Consider the following 17,648-nt stretch of genomic DNA (forward strand, 5'->3'; position numbering starts at 1 on the left):
GCCGGTACGCAGTAGTAGGGTGCGCGGTGTCTGTTCACAGCAGTTGTCCGGTCAAGAGAGAGGGCTCGTTCGTGGGTCTGCAACTCCCCAAGCGTGCTCGGAGCGTCGCCCTCGGCGCCGTTGCTGGTTCGGCCGCCTTGATGCTCAGTGGTTGCTCCGTGGGCACCACCGACGAGTGGAAGCGGATCGCCATGCCCGACCCGGCGAGCGCCGAGGGTCCGGGCATGCTGCACCTCTGGCAGGGCGCCTGGATCGCCGCGATGGCGGTCGGCGTGGTGACCTGGGGCCTGATCCTGTACGCCGTGTTCCGGTTCCGCCGGCGCAGCGAGGACGAGATCCCCGTGCAGACCCGGTACAACCTGCCGATCGAGATCTTCTACACGGTCGCGCCGATCATGATGGTGATCGTCTTCTTCTTCTTCACCGTGCAGGAGCAGGACAAGTTCATCCGCGACGTCAAGAACCCCGACCAGACCATCACGGCGGTCGGGCAGCAGTGGTCGTGGACGTTCAACTACAACTACGACGCCGGCTACGACCACTTCAAGGGCCGCGAGGTCGGCGGACCCGTCGTCTACGACAGCGGCACGCCGGCGAACCCGCCCACCCTGTGGCTGGTCAAGGACAAGAGCGTCGAGGTCCACCTGTACTCGCCCGACGTGATCCACTCCTTCTGGGTCCCGTCCTTCCTCTTCAAGATGGACGTCTTCCCCGGCCGCGACAACCACTACACGTTCACCCCGACCCGCCTGGGTACCTTCGAGGGTCGCTGCGCCGAGCTCTGCGGCGTCTACCACTCGCGGATGCTGTTCAAGGTCAAGGTCGTCGACCAGGCGGCGTACGACGCGCACCTGTCCGCCCTCGAGAAGGCCGGCAACACCGGTCCCGCCCTGGGCGACAGTGACGTGAACAAGGAAGCCGGCCTCGAGCAGAACGGAGCCTCCGAATGACCGCCGTCTCCGACGCCCCCCGGGTCGTCGCGACCCCGACCCTCGGGCAGCAGGTCGTCCGCATCCTCACCACGACCGATCACAAGCTGATCGGCCGGATGTACCTGGTCACCTCGTTCGGGTTCTTCATCATCGGCGGCATCCTGGCGCTGCTGATCCGCTCGGAGCTGGCGTTCCCGGGCCAGCAGATCGTGAACGACGAGGTCTACAACCAGCTGTTCACGATGCACGGCCTGATCATGCTGCTGCTGTTCGCGACCCCGCTGTTCTTCGGGTTCGGCAACGCGATCATGCCGCTGCAGATCGGCGCGCCGGACGTCGCGTTCCCGCGGCTGAACATGTTCAGCTACTGGCTCTACCTCTTCGGCGGCCTGATGGCCGCGGCCGGCTTCCTCACGCCGGGTGGCGCGGCCGACTTCGGCTGGTTCATGTACGCGCCGCTGTCCGACGCCGTCCGCTCGCCGGGCATCGGTGCCGACCTGGGCATCATGGGCCTCTACATGGCCGGCCTGGGCACGATCCTCGGTGCGGTCAACTTCATCACCACGATCATCTGCATGCGCGCGCCCGGCATGACGATGTTCCGGATGCCGATCTTCGTCTGGAACACCATGATCACCAGCCTGCTCGTGCTGATGGTCTTCCCGGTCTTCGGCGCCCTGCTGCTCGAGCTCGAGGCCGACCGCCTGCTCGGCGCGCACGTCTTCGACGCCTCCCACGGCGGGCCACTGCTGTGGCAGCACCTCTTCTGGTTCTTCGGCCATCCAGAGGTGTACATCATCGCCTTGCCGTTCTTCGGGATCGTGACCGAGATCCTGCCGGTGTTCAGCCGCAAGCCGATCTTCGGCTACGTCGGCCTGGTCGCGGCGACGCTCGGCATCGCGATCCTGTCGGTCGCCGTGTGGGCCCACCACATGTTCGTCACCGGTGCGGTCAACCTGCCGTTCTTCTCCGGCATGACGTTCCTCATCGCGGTCCCGACCGGCGTGAAGTTCTTCAACTGGATCGGCACGATGTGGGGCGGGTCGGTGTCCCTGGACACCCCGATGCTGTGGTCGGTCGGCTTCCTGGTGACCTTCCTCTTCGGTGGCCTGACCGGCATCATCCTGGCCTCGCCGCCCCTGGACTTCCACCTCTCCGACTCCTACTTCGTGGTCGCGCACTTCCACTACGTGGTGTTCGGCACGGTGGTGTTCGCGATGTTCGCCGGCTTCTACTTCTGGTGGCCGAAGATGACCGGGAAGATGCTCGACGAGCGGCTCGGCAAGATCCACTTCTGGATCCTCTTCGTCGGCTTCCACACGACCTTCCTGGTCCAGCACTGGCTCGGTGTCGAGGGCATGCCGCGCCGGTACGCCGACTACAGCGCCGGTGACGGCTTCACCACGCTGAACCAGATCTCGACGGTGGGCGCGTTCCTGCTCGCCTCCTCGACGCTGCCGTTCCTCTACAACGTCTACAAGACCATGCGCTCGCCGAAGGTCACCGTGGACGACCCGTGGGGCTGGGGCCGGTCGCTGGAGTGGGCGACGAGCTGCCCGCCGCCGCGGCACAACTTCGTGTCGATCCCGCGGATCCGCTCGGAGTCGCCGGCCTTCGACCTCCACCACCCGGAGATCGCGGCGATCGAGTACTCCGACGACCTGGCCGAGTCGAGCACCGGGTCCCGCGGCGAAGGAGAGGTCCTGAAGTGAAGTCGGAAGCCTGGATCTTCGGCATCTGCACGGCGTTCTTCCTGCTGGTCACGCCGTCCTACTGGTTCATCACCGGCGACCCGACGGGCACGTCCGCGCTCGTGATGACCACGCTGCTGGCGACGCTGGTGACCTTCTACCTCGGCTTCCACGCCAGCCGCATGGAGCCGCGGCCGGAGGACCGCAAGGACGCCGAGATCGCCGACGGAGCCGGCGAGCTCGGGTTCTTCCCGCCGTACAGCTGGTGGCCGCTGTGGTGCGCGCTGACCTTCTCGCTCGTCGTGCTCGGTGTCGTGATCGGCTGGTGGCTGGTCATCATCGGCGCCGGTCTGGGCGTGGTCGCGCTCACGGGCTGGGTGTTCGAGTACTACCGGGGCGAGCACGCCCACTGAGGCGGCGGACGGCGCTCGCTGAGCGATTTGTCCGTTCTACGCGCCCGGTCCCGCGAGGGGCCGGGCGTGATGCTTCCCACCCGGCGACGTGCAAGGGGGGCCCCGCACGGTTGTTACGCTGGAAACGTCCATCGGTCTGACCTCTTCGAGGAGTTCCATGCGGTCGCGACGTACCTGGGCTGCCGCTGCTGCGGCGGTCCTTCTCATGTCGGTCGTGTCGGCATGCTCCGATTCCCCGAAGGCGCTGACCGGGTCGAAGTCCGATCCGTCGGGCTCGCCGTCGGCCTCGCAGTCCGACGCGAAGATCACCGCGAGCATCCCGGCCGACGCCACCGACGTGAAGGTCAACCGGTCGCTGCGGCTCAACGTCGACGGCGGGACCTTCCAGACGGTGTCGGTGGCCGGCACGTCGGGTGAGCTGCAGGGCGCCCTCGCCGGCGACAAGCTGAGCTGGCAGAGCAGCGGTCGGCTCCAGCCGGGGGAGACCTACCGGGTGCGCGGCGTCGCGGTCGACCAGGACGGCCACCAGACCGTCTACCGCTCGAAGTTCAGCACCCAGAACCTCAGCATGGACCAGCAGACGTTCCCCAGCTTCTTCCCGCTGCCGGGCGCGACCGTCGGTGTGGGCATGCCCGCGATCATCCGATTCGACGTGCCGATCGAGAACAAGGCCTCGATCGAGAAGCACCTGCACGTCACGAGCGTCCCGGCACAGCCGGGGGCGTTCCACTGGGTCTCCGACACGGAGGTGCACTGGCGGCCCCAGAACTACTGGCAGCCGGGCACCAAGGTGACGGTCAACGCGGACATCGACTCGATCCCGGCCGGCAACGGCATCTTCGGGCAGAAGAGCCGCACCAGCAGCTTCACCATCGGCCGGTCGATGATCAGCAAGGTCAACACGAAGACCGACCAGATGCGCGTGTTCCAGGACGGCAAGCTGGTCCGGACGATCCCGATCACGACCGGCCAGCAGCCGAAGTACACCACCCGCTCCGGGGTCAAGGTGATCGTCGAGAAGTACCGCAAGAAGCGGATGAACTCCGAGACGGTCGGCATCGACCCCAACGGCCCGGACGGCTACAACATCGCCGGTGTCGAGTACGCCATGCGGATCACCTACTCCGGTGAGTTCCTGCACGCGGCGCCATGGTCGGTCGGGTCCCAGGGGCACGCCAACGTCAGTCACGGGTGCACCGGCATGAGCACCGCGAACGCCGCGTGGCTCTACGGCCAGACCCTCATCGGCGACGTCGTCGAGTACTCCGGCACCGACAAGCCGATGACGCTCACCAACGGCATCGGTGACTGGAACCTGCCGTTCGACCAGTACGCCGCCGGCTCGGCCCTGAGCTGACCCGAGCCCGGCCCGAGGTTCCCACCTGCGCCGGGCCGGTACGCCGGCTCAGCGGGCGCCGTGGAGGTTCTTCGCGGTTGCTGACGTCTTGACCGTGGCCGGGTCCGGGTAGGTGCCGAACAGCCGGTCGGCCGTCGCCGTCGTCGTCACGGTGAACCAGTAGTGCTCGTTCTTGTAGTGGTGCAGCCGGTGGTTGCGCCAGACGGCCTTGTACAGGCGGCCCTTGGGCCGGTAGTCGCTGTGGATCAGGTAGTGGGCCCACTCGTAACCGAAGCCCACGAGCGCGATCCCGATCATGAAGGTGAACCCGGCGGCGCGGTCGGGAAACGCGAGGAGGCCGATCGCGACGGTGCCGACGAGGAGCCAGATCAGGACCTGCCACGGGATGAACACCAGCGGGATGTCCCGCGGATCGGCGTGGTGGGCTCGGTGCTTGCGGGAGACCAGCGGGTCGATCCTGACCGGGCCGAGCCTGACCGGCCTCCAGTGCAGCACGACCACGTGGACGACCCACTCGGTCACCGGGAAGAACGCGACGAAGAGCACGGGCACGATCAGCTCGGTCCACGAGAACCGGTGCACGAACCCGCGGGCGACTGCTGCGCCGAGGACCGTCGCCAGGATCATCCACGGCGACGGGTGCCGCCAGAACGCCGCCCAGGCCTGGCCGAGGGACATCTTCGTCCGCCGGGAGCCTGTGATGGCGGACTCGTCGCTGGCCAGACGCTGCTGTGCGAGCGCTTCGATCTCGGGGCTGGCCTTCGTCATCGGTCGTCTCCTTCGTCGGTGTCCTCGAAGTCCTCCAGGAACGTCACGATCGCCTCGGTGGCCGGGCGGAGCAGCTCGTCGGCCGCGGCGGCGGCCGCGTCGGCGTCGCCGGCCAGCACGGCACGGACGACGGCGCGGTAGCCGTCCAGGTTGCTGACCTCGCCCTCGAGCAGCGGCGCCAGCGCCTCCATCGCCGGCTCGTAGGCCTGGCGGAGGTTGTTGAAGAGGAGCCGGAACACCAGCGAGTCGGCCAGGTCGACCAGCTTGTCCCAGTAGGCCAGCGCCGCCCGTTGTCGCTCGAGCGGGCTGTCTGCCGCGGCGAGGGCCTCGACGGCCGCGTGCAGGGCCTCCACGACCGGCTGGCGGGCCCGTGCGGCGCGCTGGGTCGCGAGCCGGACCATTCCCGGGGCGATCGCATAGCGGGCCTCGACCACGCTGCGGGCCACGTCGGGATCCAGCTCGCCGTTGCGCACGAGCAGGCGGGGGAGCAGGTCGAGGCCGGCGTACTGCTGGAAGTCGCGCACGGTGGTCGTCCCACCGTGCCGGACCTCGACGAGCCGGGTCGCCGACATCCGCTGGAGGGCCTCGCGCACGGCCGGACGGGACACCCCGAGCAGCTCGGCCAGGCGGCGCTCGCTCGGGAGGGGGTCGCCCGGACCGAGCGAACCGTCCACCACCTCGCCGAGCAGCTGGTCGAAGACGTCGTCGGGCACGAGACGGCGGGTGATCGGCTTGAGGACCATGGAGCCACTGTCGGGCGACTCCGGTCAGGTGGTCAAGTGGTCTGACCAGTTGGTGAGATCGGGCTCACCAGCACGCCGCCTTGGTGGAGTCGAGGATCAGCAGGGTCACCGTGTCCTGAGGGCCGAGGCCGCTGAACTCCATCCGGTACTGGGCGTGACCACGCAGCGGCACGACCCAGCTGTCGCCTTCGCGGTGGAGGGCCGGATAGGCGGCCTTGGCCTCGGCGTACGTCGAGCCGAGCGAGATCCGCTCCGGGGTGATGTCGTCCGGGTGGGCGTTGATCTGGACGAGGCCGAAAGTACGGTGCACGAGGCCGTCGATGCCGTTGGAGGCCGCGGACGGACGAGGCCCGGACATCGCGGCGCATGCCGTGCCGGCGTAGACGGACCCGACGCGTTCCCCGGCGGCGACCACTTCAGCCTTGCTCATGCCGAGCTGCAGGGTTCCGGTGCCGTTCGGGCCGAAGCTGCCCGCCTCGGCCGCGCAGTCGCCGGCGAAGTCCCGGGGCACCGCGAGGTAGTCGAGCGTGGTGCAGTTCCAGACGTCCTGGGTGCCCATGCCCTCCTGCCAGGTGCCGCCGGTCTCGACCCACAGCGCGACGTAGCCGCCGCACGCGTTGACCGCGCCGAGGGCGTAGCCGGCCGCGCTGTACTTCTGGACCGTGATCCCGTGGGCGGCGTCCGGGCACGACGTCCCGTCGGTGGCCGCCTTCACGGCCTGGCCCGCGATGAAGGACCGGAACGCTGCCGAGGTGCCGGTCAGCTTGTGGGCGTCCGCCGCGTTGGTCACCTGGAGACCGGGGCCGGGGTAGGTGATCACCGTCGGCGGGCTCGGAGCAGGGGAGGGACGTGCCGAGGTGGTCACCGCCGGGGCCGGTGCCTCGCCGGCCTTCGGACGGCCGAGGAGGGCGACCGGGGTGACCGCGGCGAGCACGGCGACCACGGAGGCTGCGACGAGGGCAGCGTGGCGCCGGGTGCGACGGCGGTCGCCCAGGCGGCGCACCTGCGCCGGGTGGAGGGGCGCGGACACGAGGTCGTCGGTCGTGAAGCGCTCGAGCTGACGGATCGGGTCGGGCGTCTGGTCAGGCATGCTGGGCTCCCGGGTCGGGTGCGTCGTTCGATGCGAGCAGGGCAGCCAGGGCTGCGCGGCCGCGCGACAGGCGGGCCTTGACGGTCCCCTCGGGTACGCCGGTCTCCCGAGCGACTGCGTGGACCGGGAGATCACACAGGTGGTGCAGGACGAGCGCGTGCCGCTGCGACTCCGGCAACCGCCGCAGGGCGGCGACCAGGGCGACCCGGTTCTCGTCGGCCGCCTCGGTGCGGACCGGCGGGGAGAGGGCCCGGTCGGCGGGACGGCCGGCCAGCTTGCGGCGCCGCCAGCGGCTCACGGCGAGCCGGTAGGCGGTGGTGCGGACCCAGGCCTCCGGGAACTCGGCGCGGGACAGCCGACGACGGTGCGCCCAGGCGCGGACGAACGCCTCCTGCACGCACTCCTGCGCCTCGTCCCGGTCGCCGATCATCGCGTAGAGCTGTCCGGTGATGCGGGCGAAGGAGGAGGTGTAGAAGTCGTCGAACTCCGCCTCGTCCATGGACGTCCCCCGTCCTCGTGGTGGTCTGTCGCGGGGGATACGCCCGGGCGACGGATCCGGTTGCATCCGGGCCGGAGATTCCGCCCCGAAGATGACGGAGGGCCCGAGGAGTGATCCTCGGGCCCTCCGTCACGGATGGTTCAGTGCTTGTGCGTCAGGTCGTCGCCGGCGACGTCGTGGCGACCGTCGTACTGGTGACCGTCGGCCTGGTGGTCGAGCCCCGCGGCGTGCTCGTACTCGAGCTCGGCCTCCGCGTGGTGGTGACCCTCCTCCAGCTCCGCGACCGTCGGCTTCTGCACGTTCGTGGCGAACCACGCCCTGGAGAGGCGGGCCCGCAACCCGTCGACCCGAGCGTTGGGCGCGTCGACGCCGTTCGCATCGGTGCCGTTCACGCCCTGGTAGACCTCGTCACGCTCGCGGGCCGTGAGCTTGTAGGCCCGGGCGTCGGCGATCGGCAGGTGCCGCTCGGAGTAGCCACCCTCCGGGGACCGCATGATGATTCCGGTCTCGTAGCCGTGCAGCAGCTTGTCGTTGTCGTGGCGCTGCAGCGAGATGCACCACCGCTTCGCGAGGATGAAGGCGATCACCGGGACCACGAAGATCGCACCCCGCATGAAGTACGTGATCGCGTTCAGGCTGACGTGGAACTGCGTCGCCAGGATGTCGTTGCCACCGGCCGCCCAGAGGAGGCCGTACAGCGTGATCATCGCGGCCAGGAACGCCGTGCGCGTCGGTGCGTTGCGCGGGCGCTGGAGCAGGTGGTGCTCGCTCTTGTCGCCGGTGATCCACTGCTCCAGGAACGGGTAGGCGAGCACGATCGCGAAGAGCGCGATCGGGCCGATCTGGCCGGGCAGGAAGATGTTCCAGCTCATCGTGATCCCGAAGATGTGGGTCTCCCAGCCGGGCATGATCCGCAGCAGGCCCTCGGCGATTCCCATGTACCAGTCGGGCTGGGAGCCCGCGGTCACCTCGGCCGGGTTGTACGGGCCGAAGCGCCACACGGGGTTGATCGTCATCAGGCCGCCCATGAGGGCGACGACGCCGAACACCATGAAGAAGAACCCGCCGGCCTTGGCCATGTAGATCGGCATCAGCGGCTCGCCGACCACGTTGTTCTCGGTGCGGCCGGGGCCGGGCCACTGGGTGTGCTTGTGGTAGACGAGCAGCAGCATGTGCGCGCCGATCAGCGCCAGCAACAGTCCCGGGATCAGCAGCACGTGCGCGATGTAGAGCCGCGGGATGATCACGTCGCCGGGGAACTCGCCACCGAACATGAAGAACGACATGTACGAGCCGAGCACCGGCGTCGCCTTGACCAGGCCGTCCGCGATCCGCAGGCCCGTGCCGGACAGCAGGTCGTCGGGCAGGGAGTAACCGGCGAACCCCTCGAGGATGCCGAGGAGGAGCAGCAGGCCGCCGATGACCCAGTTCAGCTCACGCGGCTTGCGGAACGCCCCGGTGAGGAAGGTGCGCATCATGTGCACGAGCATCGCCGCGATGAACAGCATCGCCGCCCAGTGGTGCATCTGGCGCATCAGGAGCCCGGCGCGGACGTCGAAGCTGATGTGCAGCGTCGAGGCGTAGGCCTCGGACATCTGGATGCCGCGGAGCTGGTCGTAGGAGCCCTGGTAGCTGACCTCGCCCATGCTCGGCTTGAACCACAGCGTCAGGAAGACGCCGGTGAGGAGCAGGATGACGAAGCTCCACAGGGCGATCTCGCCGAGCATGAACGACCAGTGGTCCGGGAAGACCTTGCGCAGCGACATCAGCTTGTTGGCCTTGGCGAGGCCGAGCCGCTCGTCCGCCCAGGTGGCCGCGTCGCCTGCCTTGTTGCCCTTGGCGACGGTGGCGGACTTGGTGCCGTTGGTGGTGATTGAGGTGCTCATCGGGTTCACCCACGTTCCCAGTAGCTCGGGCCGACCGGCTCGGTGAAGTCGCTGGTGGCGACCAGGTAGCCCTGGTCGTCGACGGCCAGCGGCAGCTGCGGCAGGTGACGACCTGCCGGGCCGAAGATCACCTTGCCGTTGTCCGCGAGGTCGAAGGTCGACTGGTGGCAGGGGCAGAGCAGGTGGTGCGTCTGCTGCTCCCACAGGGAGATCGGACAGCCGACGTGCGTGCAGATCTTCGAGAAGCAGAGGATGCCGTCGACACCCCAGTTCTCGCGGCCCTTCCAGGGCTTGATGTCGTCGGGGTGCATCCGGACCAGGATCACGGCGGCCTTCGCCTTCTCCTGGAGCAGCTCGGTGCCTTCGATCACCGGCTCGCCCTCGGAGTTGGTCTCGAAGAAGACCTCGGGCTCGGCGTTGACGAGCTGGCCGATCTGCATGTCCGAGGGCCGGATCCGGGCGCCGTCGACGTCCTGGACGACGCGCATGCCCTTCTTCCAGACGGTGTGCTGGAGCTTGTCTCCGGGAAGCGGGCCGAGGTCGCGCAGGAACACGATCGCGGGCAGCCCGAGCGCACCCATCGCGCCGAGCAGCGAGTTGCGGATCAGCGGACGACGGGCGATGCCGGAGTCCTCGAGGCCCTGCTCGAACGCCGCGACCGCCTCGCTGCGCTCCTCCTCGGAGGAGCTCGCCGGGTGACGCATCTCGACGATCTCGTGGTCGCTCATCAGCTTGCGCGACCACTGGATCAGGCCGGCGCCGATGCTGAGCAGGGCGAGGCCGAGGCCACTGCCGAGCGCGACGTTGGAGGCTCCCAGGCCCAGGAAGGCGTCGTACTTGCCGACCGCGAAGTACGCGACGCAGGTGAGGATCGCGAAGAGCGCCGAGAGGCCGAACAGGGTCGCCACCTGGCGCTCGGCCCGCTTCTCCGCCACCGGGTCCACGTCGGTGGGGCGGGGGAGGTGCTCGGGAAGGCCCGGGTTGGCGATCGGCTCCTCGGTCGCCTCGGGAACGACGAGGTCGTGGTGGTCGCTCACGCGGCGTCACCCTTCTTCTTCGTGGAACGGGTGCTGGACGAGGTGAGCCAGATGCCGATGCCGACCAGGCTGCCGATGCCGACGATCCAGGCGAACAGGCCCTCGGAGACCGGACCGATCGAGCCCAGCGTGAACCCGCCGTAGCTCGGGGTCGCCTCGTTCTTCTTCAGGTAGGCGATGATGTCCTTCTTGTCCTGCGGCGAGAGCACCCCGTCGGAGAACACCGGCATCTGCTGCGGACCGGTCAGCATCGCCTCGTAGAGGTGCTTGGCGGAGACGCCGCGCAGGCTCGGGGCGTGCTTGCCGCCCGGGAGCGCGCCGCCGCTGCCGGCGAAGTTGTGGCACGCGGTGCAGTTGGTGCGGAAGAACTGGCCGCCCTTGACCACGTCGGCGTTGTCGATGTCGCTCTGGGTGATGTCGGGGACCGCCGGGCCGGGGCCGAGGGACTGGACGTAGGCACCGAGCGCGTCGATCTCGTCCTGGTTGTAGACCGGCTTCTTGCGCGCAGCCTGCACGCCCGGCTGGGCCATCGGCATCCGGCCGGTGCCGACCTGGAAGTCGACGGCGGCGGCCCCGACGCCGACCAGCGACGGGCCGTACTGCTTGCCGCGCTTGGTGACGATGCCCTCGGCGTTCTGGCCGTGGCAGGAGGAGCAGCCGACCTGGAACAGGGAGCGGCCCTTCGCGATCATGCTGGCGTCGTCGGCCTTGTTCGTGGCGTCTGCGGGTGACAGCGCCACGTAGAGCCCTCCCGCGGCGAGCAGGGCGGCCACCAGCACGGCGGGGGCGGCGTACCGGCTGCGCCGCCTCGTGGAGAGCCGAGCTGAGATCTTGCGCGTGATCAGTCGCACAACAGTCCTAACGGGTCCGGGCTACTTGATGAGGTAGATGGTCGCGAACAGGCCGATCCAGACCACGTCGACGAAGTGCCAGTAGTAGGACACGACGATGGCGGTCACGGCCTGCTCGTGGGTGAAGCGGCGCGCCACGAAGGTGCGGCCGAGCACGAAGAGGAAGGCGATCAGGCCGCCGGTGACGTGCAGGCCGTGGAAGCCGGTGGTGAGGTAGAACATCGTCCCGTACGCCGAGTGCGGGATCGTGATCCCCTCGTGGACGAGGTTGGCGTACTCGAAGGCCTGGCCGCCGATGAAGATCGCGCCCATCACGTAGGTGAGCACGAACCACTCGCGCAGGCCCCAGCCGCGGACGTCCAGGACGCCGCCGATCCGGCCGACGCGGCCGGCCTCGGCCTTGAACACGCCCATCTGGCAGGTGAACGACGACAGCACCAGGATCGTGGTGTTCACCGACGCGAACGGGACGTTCAGGTGGGCGGTCGACTGTGACCACAGCTCGGGGCTCACGGCCCGGATGGTGAAGTAGCTGGCGAACAGCGTCGCGAAGAACATCAGCTCGCTCGAGAGCCAGATGATCGTGCCTACGCTGACCATGCTGGGACGGTCGTGATGCCCGTGCAGACGGGATGCCGGAATCGCAGTTGCTGTCGCCACGCCGCCATTATGTCGATACTCCGGGGCCCCGCCACCTCGACCCCCGGTTTTGGGCACGGTGTTTCGATCATCACACTCGGGTCAAGCCGGACGCGGTGGAGCGCGCCCCGCGCCCCGCCCGCACACGGCCCCTGCCCGACCCGCGCCCGGCCTGCTGCGGGGGAGAGCCGCCGGTCCGGCCGTCCGGTCCCCCTTCTACCCTGACCGGGTGCCGATCACCGCTCTCGACGCCGCCCCGCTCCCCGCGTTCGGGGCCTCGAGGGTGTTCACCGAGTGGGGCCTGGACCCGTACCTCTTCGTCGGCACCGTGTGGGTCGCCGGGCTGTACCTGCTCGGGGTCTGGACGCTGAGGAGTCGCGGGGACCAGTGGCCGGCCGGCCGGACGGTTGCCTTCGTGGTGGGCGGGGTCGGATCGTTCTACGTCGCGACGCAGTCGGGGCTGGCGGCGTACGACACGACGCTGCTGAGCGCCCACATGATCCAGCACATGATCCTGTCGATGGTGGTCCCGCTGTTCCTCGCGCTCGGGGCTCCCGTCACCCTCGCGCTGCGCACGCTCCCGCGCCGCCCGCGGGCGTGGCTGCTCGCCGTGCTGCACTCCCGGGTGGCCAGGGTGCTCACGTTCGCGCCGCTGACCCTGGCGCTCTACGTCGCCAGTCCGTGGGCGCTGTACTTCACGCACTGGTACGACGTGACCCTGCACTCGACGTACCAGCACGAGATGATGCACGTGCACCTGGTGCTCGTCGGGTCGCTGTTCTTCTGGCCGCTCCTGGGGATCGACCCGTTGCCGGGCCGGCTGAGCCACCCGTTCCGGTTGCTCGTGATCTTCCTGAGCCTGCCGTTCCACGCCTTCCTGGGCGTCACGATCATGGGTCAGTCCAAGCTGATCGGCGGTGACTGGTACCCGCACCTGCACCGCACCCTGGCCTGGCTGCCCGATCCGGCCGCGGACCAGCGCGTCGCCGGAGGCCTGCTGTGGGCATCGGGCGACCTCGTCGGGCTGATGCTGTTCGTGGTGCTCTTCGTGCAGTGGGTGCGGGCCTCGATGCAGGAGGCGCGCCGCGAGGACCGGCGGCTGGACCGCCTGGAGCGGCAGGCCGCGTCGGGCACCGCTCCGGCGGTCGAGGAGCGAGCGCCGGCGAGCCTCGAAACCACCCGCCGGACGCAGCACGACGATGAGTAGGATCACACCCGTGACTGCCAACCCGAAGCTGCGCGTGCTGGTCTACAGCGACAACTCCGACGTCCGTCAGCAGGTGATCCTGAGCCTGGGCAAGAGGATCCACCCGGACCTGCCGGAGCTGGAGTACGTCGAGGTCGCCACCGAGCCCGTGGTCTGGCAGCAGCTCGACGCGGGGCAGATCGACCTGGCGATCCTGGACGGCGAGGCGACCCCTGCCGGGGGCATGGGTGTCGCCCGGCAGATGAAGGACGAGATCTACCAGGCGCCGCCGGCACTCGTCCTGACCGGCCGGCCGCAGGACAACTGGCTCGCGACCTGGTCGCGGGCGGACGCCGCCGTCTCGCACCCGCTGGACCCGATCGAGCTGGCCGAGGCCGTCGTACGGCTGCTGCGCTCGAGGGTGCCTGCTCAGGTCTCCGCCGAGGCGTGAGCGCGCCGTCGGGCGGCCAGACCTGGCCGGACGTGCTCTCCGGGCTCGTCCAGCGCCGTGACCTGACCGCCGAGCAGACCGCCTGGGCGATGGGCGAGATCCTGGCCGGCGCCGCGACTCCCGTGCAGATCGCCGGGTTCGCCGTGGCGCTGAGGTCCAAGGGCGAGACCGTCGAGGAGATGCAGGGCCTGGTCGACGCGATGTACGAGCACGCCACCCCGCTGACGGTGGAGGGCCGCACCCTCGATGTCGTCGGCACCGGCGGCGACCGGTCCTTCTCGGTGAACATCTCGACGATGGCGGCGATCGTGGCCGCCGGGGCGGGCGTCACCGTGGTCAAGCACGGCAACCGGTCCGCCTCCAGCAAGGCCGGCAGCGCCGACGTGCTCGAGCAGCTGGGCATCCGGCTCGACCTGACCGCCGAGGACGTGGGCCGGGTGGCGCGGCAGGCCGGCATCACCTTCTGCTTCGCCGCGGCCTTCCACCCCGCACTGCGCCACGCGGCGGTCGCGCGCAGCGAGCTCGGCATCGGCACCACCTTCAACTTCCTCGGCCCGATCGCCAACCCGGCCAAGCCCGCCGCGCAGGCGATCGGCTGCGCCGACGCGCGGATGGCACCGGTGATGGCGGGTGTGTTCGCGCGCCGCGGGGTCGACGCCTGGGTGTTCCGGGGCGACGACGGCCTGGACGAGCTCACCACCACCACGACCTCACGGCTCTGGCTGGTCCACGAGGGGCAGGTCGTCGAGGAGACCGTCGACCCGGCTCGGCTCGGGGTGCCGGTCGGCACGGCCGAGGGCCTGCGCGGTCAGGACGCGGCGTACAACGCGGAGGTCGTGCTCCGGCTGCTCGCCGGCGACCGCGGACCCGTGCGCGACGCGGTGCTGCTCAACGCCGGTGCGGCGCTGGCCGTGCACGCGGCAGAGGACGGCTCCGTGGAGGACCGCCTCATTGACGGCATCCGGCGCGCCGAAGCGGCCGTGGACTCCGGGGCGGCGCAGGCGACGTTGGAGCGCTGGGTCGCCGCAGCCGCGGGCTGACGCGACTCGTCGCAAATCGCCCGAACCGCGACTGTGCGGTCCTAGGGTGAGGTCATGTCGCAGACCGGTGGCTCCCGTCGCCGGGTCGCGTACGTGCTCCCGGTGTTCAACGAGGCTGCGAGCCTGGAGCGGTTCCACGAGGAGCTGCTGACGTGCACGGCTGAGCGTGCCGACCTCGACTTCGAGTTCGTCTACGTCGACGACGGCAGCCGCGACGACTCTCTCGCCACGCTGCTGCGGCTCCGCACGGCCGACGACCGCGTCTCGGTCATCGCCCTGTCGCGCAACTTCGGGCACCAGATGGCGGTCACGGCGGGTCTGGACTCCGTCCCGGACGCGGATGCCGTGGTCGTGATGGACGTGGACCTGCAGGACCCGCCCCGGGTGAGCCTTGCGCTCGTCGCAGCCTGGGAGGGTGGCGCCGACGTGGTCTACGCGCAGCGACGGACCCGCCAGGACGGGTGGTTCAAGCGTGTGACGGCCTTCGGCTTCTACTGGCTGCTCGAACGTCTCGCGTCGTCGGAGATCCCGAGGAACGTCGGCGACTTCCGGCTCATGGACCGTCGCGTGGTCGACGAGGTCGCCCGGTTCCGGGAGCACAACCGGTTCCTGCGGGGCATCGTGGCCAGCGTGGGCTTCCGCCAGGAGGCGGTCCTCTTCGACCGCGACCCCCGGTTCGCCGGCAGCACCGGCTACCCGTTGCGCCGGATGGTGAAGTTCGCAGCCGACGGCATCCTCGGCTTCTCCACGATCCCGCTGCAGATGATCACCCGGCTCGGGATGGCGATCTCGTTCCTCAGCCTGGTCGGCGCCGGCTACGCGTTCGCCGTGAAGGTGTTCACGCCGGACAAGGCGGTGCCCGGGTGGGCGTTCCTCGGCGTGGGCATGTTCCTGCTGGGCGGCATCCAGCTGGTGATGATGGGGATCATCGGCAGCTACCTCGGCCGGGTGTACGTCGAGGTCCAGAACCGCCCGCTCTACTCGGTCGCGCTGGTGGCCCGCGGCGTCGCGGGCGGCACGAGGACGACCGACGTCCCGTCCTCGTAGGTCGGCGTCCACCCGTCGCGGAGCACCGCAGCGGCCAGCGCGGACCGCCGGTGGAGGAGGGCGCACCTGATGCCGAACCGGTCGAACGTGCGCCGGTAGTCCGAGGGTGCCAGGCCCATGGAGGCGTCGATCACGGAGGCGGGGTAGGGGTCCTGCCGGTTGTCCACGAACACCTTGACGTCCGGGACGAACCAGATCAGGGCGGCGCCCTGGTCGTAGTCGTTGTACAACGGCCCGGGGCAGCCGCGCAGCGCGGACGCCAGCCCGCTCGACACCGGGTGCCACGCCAGCTTCGGAGGCTGGGCGGCCCAGACGGTGCCCACGCCGACGGCGGCGAGCAGGGCGACGGCGACGAGCGCCTCGCGCCATCGGCGTACGGTGCCGACCGGGTGGCGGGTGTGGAACTCCAGGAGGGTCATCCACAGCGGCACGACCGCGACGACGAAGAACGGGATGTTGCGGATCGCGGTCATCGCGAGCGGCGCCATCACCAGCGCCGCCAGCGCCGGGACGCGGTCCGCCCAGGTGCGGAGCCGGGCACGACGGCGTACGGCGAGGACGATCGTCACGACCACGAGCGGCCAGAAGATGGCGGCTCCCACCGGGGACGAGAACGCGGTGGCCCACTCGGCGATCCGGTCCTGCCCCGGACGACCGTTCGCGTCCAGCACGTAGGTCCACAGACGCGGGCCCAGCGGGTTGACGAGGGTGGCGGCAGCGCTCACCGCGGTCGTGAGGGCGAGGTGCCGCGCGCGGCGGGCAGCGTCGGCCGATCGGGTGCGGGCCAGGTCGACGAGGGAGGCGAGCGTGGCGACGCCCAGCAGAGCGCCGCCCATCACCACCTGGGCGTGCAGGTTGGCCCAGACCAGGAAGAGGGCCGGGATCCACGCGTAGCGCTCCCGCGCGAGCAGCAGCATGGTCACGGCGAAGAGCAGCATGCTCGTCACCTGGGGCCGGATCGTCCACGAGACGCTCATGAGGGGGAGCGCGATCCCCAGCACGATCGGCACGACGTAGCCGAGCGCACGGGAGTTCCGGCGCATGACCCAGGCCGTCGTGGCGACCACGGCACCGGTCCAGGCCGACAGCAGGGGCATGCCGCCCGCACGGTGCAGCAGGTAGGCGATCGCCTCCCACAGCCACTCGTGGTTCGACCAGTACCGGCCGGCGGCGGTGTGGGAGTACCGCTCCACCAGGGAGACGTGATGGGTGTGCCAGATGTCCTGGCCGGCCCGCAGCAGCCACCACAGGTCGATCTGTGCGCTGGAGACCGCTCCGAGGGCGAACGTGACGACGTACAGGATCGCGGTCGCGAAGCGGTCGAAACCCAGGGCCCTCGGGCTTCCCTCGGTCCCGGCCGTGGGGCTCGCGATGACGTCAGAGCTCAAGCTCGAAGGCCCCGTTCTCGAGCGGCTGGAATCCGAGCCGCGCGTAGTACGGGGCGATCATGTGCTCGGGTGTCCGCACCCGGGTGAAGCCGTGGTCCTTGAGCGCGGTGCTGTGGCGCCAGACGAACTCGCCGGGGGAGAAGTCGCGGAACCGCTGCGTCACGTAGTCGAGCACGACGTGCGCGACGCCGCCGCCCACGTCGTGCACCAGGACGACGCCGACGGTCTCGTCACCGCGCTGCACGAGGAAGGCAGCTGCGCCCTCGGACGCTCCGTCCCAGGTGAAGTCCGGCTGGAACCTGAGGATGTCGGCCTCGTGCACGCGCAGCACGTGCCGGAGGTACTCGTCCTGCGGGCCGACCTCGAGGACCTCGTAGGTGGCGGCGTCGTGACGCGTCGTGACGAGGTTGCGGATGTGCCACAGGTTGATCGCGCACAGCGCGACGTTCATCGCCACCATCGGCCAGATCTCGAGTGCGGCGTTGAACCCGGCCAGGATCGCCGAGGCGGCCAGGTTGAGCACGCGGAACCGGAGCACCCGTGCCTGCATCACCGAGTAGATCAGCAGCACGGAGCCGATCCATCCGGTGAGCTGGAGCCAGGGCATGGGGGGAGGCTATCGCCCGGAAT

At 69.7% G+C, this 17,648-nt stretch carries 18 protein-coding genes; 8 read left to right on the forward strand and 10 right to left on the reverse strand.

What is annotated here, in order from left to right; genetic code table 11:
* Positions 1 to 71 precede the first annotated feature (71 nt).
* The 4 genes from ctaC to EFL26_RS14280 all read left to right on the forward strand — a co-directional run bounded on the left by ctaC (position 72) and on the right by EFL26_RS14280 (position 4,393).
* Positions 72 to 950, forward strand: a complete 879-nt coding sequence (gene ctaC, locus EFL26_RS14265; protein ID WP_484213827.1) for an aa3-type cytochrome oxidase subunit II — start codon at positions 72 to 74, stop codon at positions 948 to 950.
* Positions 947 to 2,644, forward strand: coding sequence for an aa3-type cytochrome oxidase subunit I (gene ctaD / locus EFL26_RS14270; RefSeq protein ID WP_123223501.1), 1,698 nt, complete (start codon positions 947 to 949; stop codon positions 2,642 to 2,644). Before ctaC ends, ctaD begins: the two co-directional genes overlap by 4 nt.
* Positions 2,641 to 3,036, forward strand: coding sequence for a cytochrome c oxidase subunit 4 (locus tag EFL26_RS14275; RefSeq protein WP_123223502.1), 396 nt, complete (start codon positions 2,641 to 2,643; stop codon positions 3,034 to 3,036). Before ctaD ends, EFL26_RS14275 begins: the two co-directional genes overlap by 4 nt.
* Before the next feature lie 157 nt (positions 3,037 to 3,193).
* Positions 3,194 to 4,393, forward strand: a complete 1,200-nt coding sequence (locus EFL26_RS14280) for a L,D-transpeptidase (protein ID WP_246000195.1) — start codon at positions 3,194 to 3,196, stop codon at positions 4,391 to 4,393.
* Positions 4,394 to 4,441: 48 nt separating this feature from the next.
* Here the strand turns inward: EFL26_RS14280 and EFL26_RS14285 are convergent, their stop codons facing one another.
* The 8 genes from EFL26_RS14285 to ctaE form a co-directional block, all read right to left on the reverse strand.
* Positions 4,442 to 5,161, reverse strand: coding sequence for a sterol desaturase family protein (locus EFL26_RS14285; RefSeq protein ID WP_123223504.1), 720 nt, complete (start codon positions 5,159 to 5,161; stop codon positions 4,442 to 4,444).
* The gene (locus tag EFL26_RS14290) at positions 5,158 to 5,904 is read right to left on the reverse strand and encodes a FadR/GntR family transcriptional regulator (RefSeq protein WP_123223505.1); all 747 of its coding nucleotides are present in this window, start codon (positions 5,902 to 5,904) and stop codon (positions 5,158 to 5,160) included. Before EFL26_RS14290 ends, EFL26_RS14285 begins: the two co-directional genes overlap by 4 nt.
* Positions 5,905 to 5,968: 64 nt before the next feature.
* Positions 5,969 to 6,994, reverse strand: a complete 1,026-nt coding sequence (locus tag EFL26_RS14295; protein ID WP_123223506.1) for a hypothetical protein — start codon at positions 6,992 to 6,994, stop codon at positions 5,969 to 5,971.
* Positions 6,987 to 7,493: a SigE family RNA polymerase sigma factor gene (locus tag EFL26_RS14300; protein ID WP_123223507.1), complete on the reverse strand. Its 507-nt coding sequence runs from the start codon at positions 7,491 to 7,493 to the stop codon at positions 6,987 to 6,989. Before EFL26_RS14300 ends, EFL26_RS14295 begins: the two co-directional genes overlap by 8 nt.
* A gap of 140 nt (positions 7,494 to 7,633) precedes the next feature.
* Complete coding sequence (gene qcrB / locus EFL26_RS14305) at positions 7,634 to 9,379, reverse strand: cytochrome bc1 complex cytochrome b subunit (protein WP_123223830.1); 1,746 nt, start codon at positions 9,377 to 9,379, stop codon at positions 7,634 to 7,636.
* 5 nt (positions 9,380 to 9,384) lie between these two features.
* The gene (gene qcrA, locus EFL26_RS14310; RefSeq protein ID WP_123223508.1) at positions 9,385 to 10,416 is read right to left on the reverse strand and encodes a cytochrome bc1 complex Rieske iron-sulfur subunit; all 1,032 of its coding nucleotides are present in this window, start codon (positions 10,414 to 10,416) and stop codon (positions 9,385 to 9,387) included.
* A complete protein-coding gene (qcrC, locus tag EFL26_RS14315) occupies positions 10,413 to 11,267 on the reverse strand; it encodes a cytochrome bc1 complex diheme cytochrome c subunit (protein ID WP_183408190.1) in 855 nt (284 codons plus the stop codon). The genes qcrA and qcrC overlap by 4 nt, the downstream gene beginning before the upstream one ends.
* Positions 11,268 to 11,288: 21 nt before the next feature.
* A complete protein-coding gene (gene ctaE / locus EFL26_RS14320; RefSeq protein WP_484213828.1) occupies positions 11,289 to 11,984 on the reverse strand; it encodes an aa3-type cytochrome oxidase subunit III in 696 nt (231 codons plus the stop codon).
* 151 nt (positions 11,985 to 12,135) lie between these two features.
* Here ctaE and EFL26_RS14325 point away from each other — a divergent pair, with 151 nt between their 5' ends.
* From EFL26_RS14325 to EFL26_RS14335, 4 genes are read left to right on the forward strand one after another with little or no spacing between them, the layout of a single operon-like run.
* Complete coding sequence (locus tag EFL26_RS14325) at positions 12,136 to 13,113, forward strand: cytochrome c oxidase assembly protein (RefSeq protein WP_123223510.1); 978 nt, start codon at positions 12,136 to 12,138, stop codon at positions 13,111 to 13,113.
* Positions 13,114 to 13,123: 10 nt separating this feature from the next.
* The gene (locus EFL26_RS24760; RefSeq protein WP_246000197.1) at positions 13,124 to 13,543 is read left to right on the forward strand and encodes an Rv3143 family two-component system response regulator; all 420 of its coding nucleotides are present in this window, start codon (positions 13,124 to 13,126) and stop codon (positions 13,541 to 13,543) included.
* Complete coding sequence (gene trpD, locus EFL26_RS14330; RefSeq protein ID WP_246000198.1) at positions 13,540 to 14,583, forward strand: anthranilate phosphoribosyltransferase; 1,044 nt, start codon at positions 13,540 to 13,542, stop codon at positions 14,581 to 14,583. Before EFL26_RS24760 ends, trpD begins: the two co-directional genes overlap by 4 nt.
* A gap of 54 nt (positions 14,584 to 14,637) precedes the next feature.
* The gene (locus EFL26_RS14335; RefSeq protein ID WP_123223512.1) at positions 14,638 to 15,630 is read left to right on the forward strand and encodes a glycosyltransferase family 2 protein; all 993 of its coding nucleotides are present in this window, start codon (positions 14,638 to 14,640) and stop codon (positions 15,628 to 15,630) included.
* Here the strand turns inward: EFL26_RS14335 and EFL26_RS14340 are convergent.
* Positions 15,561 to 17,018, reverse strand: coding sequence for a hypothetical protein (locus tag EFL26_RS14340; protein ID WP_123223513.1), 1,458 nt, complete (start codon positions 17,016 to 17,018; stop codon positions 15,561 to 15,563). The two genes, EFL26_RS14335 and EFL26_RS14340, sit on opposite strands and share 70 nt — an antisense overlap.
* Positions 17,008 to 17,625, reverse strand: a complete 618-nt coding sequence (locus EFL26_RS14345; RefSeq protein ID WP_123223514.1) for a hypothetical protein — start codon at positions 17,623 to 17,625, stop codon at positions 17,008 to 17,010. Before EFL26_RS14345 ends, EFL26_RS14340 begins: the two co-directional genes overlap by 11 nt.
* Between the last annotated feature and the right edge of the window lie 23 nt (positions 17,626 to 17,648).

This window comes from Nocardioides pocheonensis (assembly GCF_003725535.1).
GTDB lineage: Bacteria > Actinomycetota > Actinomycetes > Propionibacteriales > Nocardioidaceae > Marmoricola > Marmoricola pocheonensis.

Coding starts and splice junctions, on each gene's coding strand:
- ctaD (WP_123223501.1), top strand. CDS start 947: ATGACCGCCGTCTCCGACGCCCCCCGGGTCGTCGCGACCCCGACCCTC.
- EFL26_RS14280 (WP_246000195.1), top strand. CDS start 3,194: ATGCGGTCGCGACGTACCTGGGCTGCCGCTGCTGCGGCGGTCCTTCTC.
- EFL26_RS14285 (WP_123223504.1), bottom strand. CDS start 5,161: ATGACGAAGGCCAGCCCCGAGATCGAAGCGCTCGCACAGCAGCGTCTG.
- EFL26_RS14290 (WP_123223505.1), bottom strand. CDS start 5,904: ATGGTCCTCAAGCCGATCACCCGCCGTCTCGTGCCCGACGACGTCTTC.
- EFL26_RS14295 (WP_123223506.1), bottom strand. CDS start 6,994: ATGCCTGACCAGACGCCCGACCCGATCCGTCAGCTCGAGCGCTTCACG.
- EFL26_RS14300 (WP_123223507.1), bottom strand. CDS start 7,493: ATGGACGAGGCGGAGTTCGACGACTTCTACACCTCCTCCTTCGCCCGC.
- qcrB (WP_123223830.1), bottom strand. CDS start 9,379: ATGAGCACCTCAATCACCACCAACGGCACCAAGTCCGCCACCGTCGCC.
- EFL26_RS14335 (WP_123223512.1), top strand. CDS start 14,638: ATGTCGCAGACCGGTGGCTCCCGTCGCCGGGTCGCGTACGTGCTCCCG.
- EFL26_RS14345 (WP_123223514.1), bottom strand. CDS start 17,625: ATGCCCTGGCTCCAGCTCACCGGATGGATCGGCTCCGTGCTGCTGATC.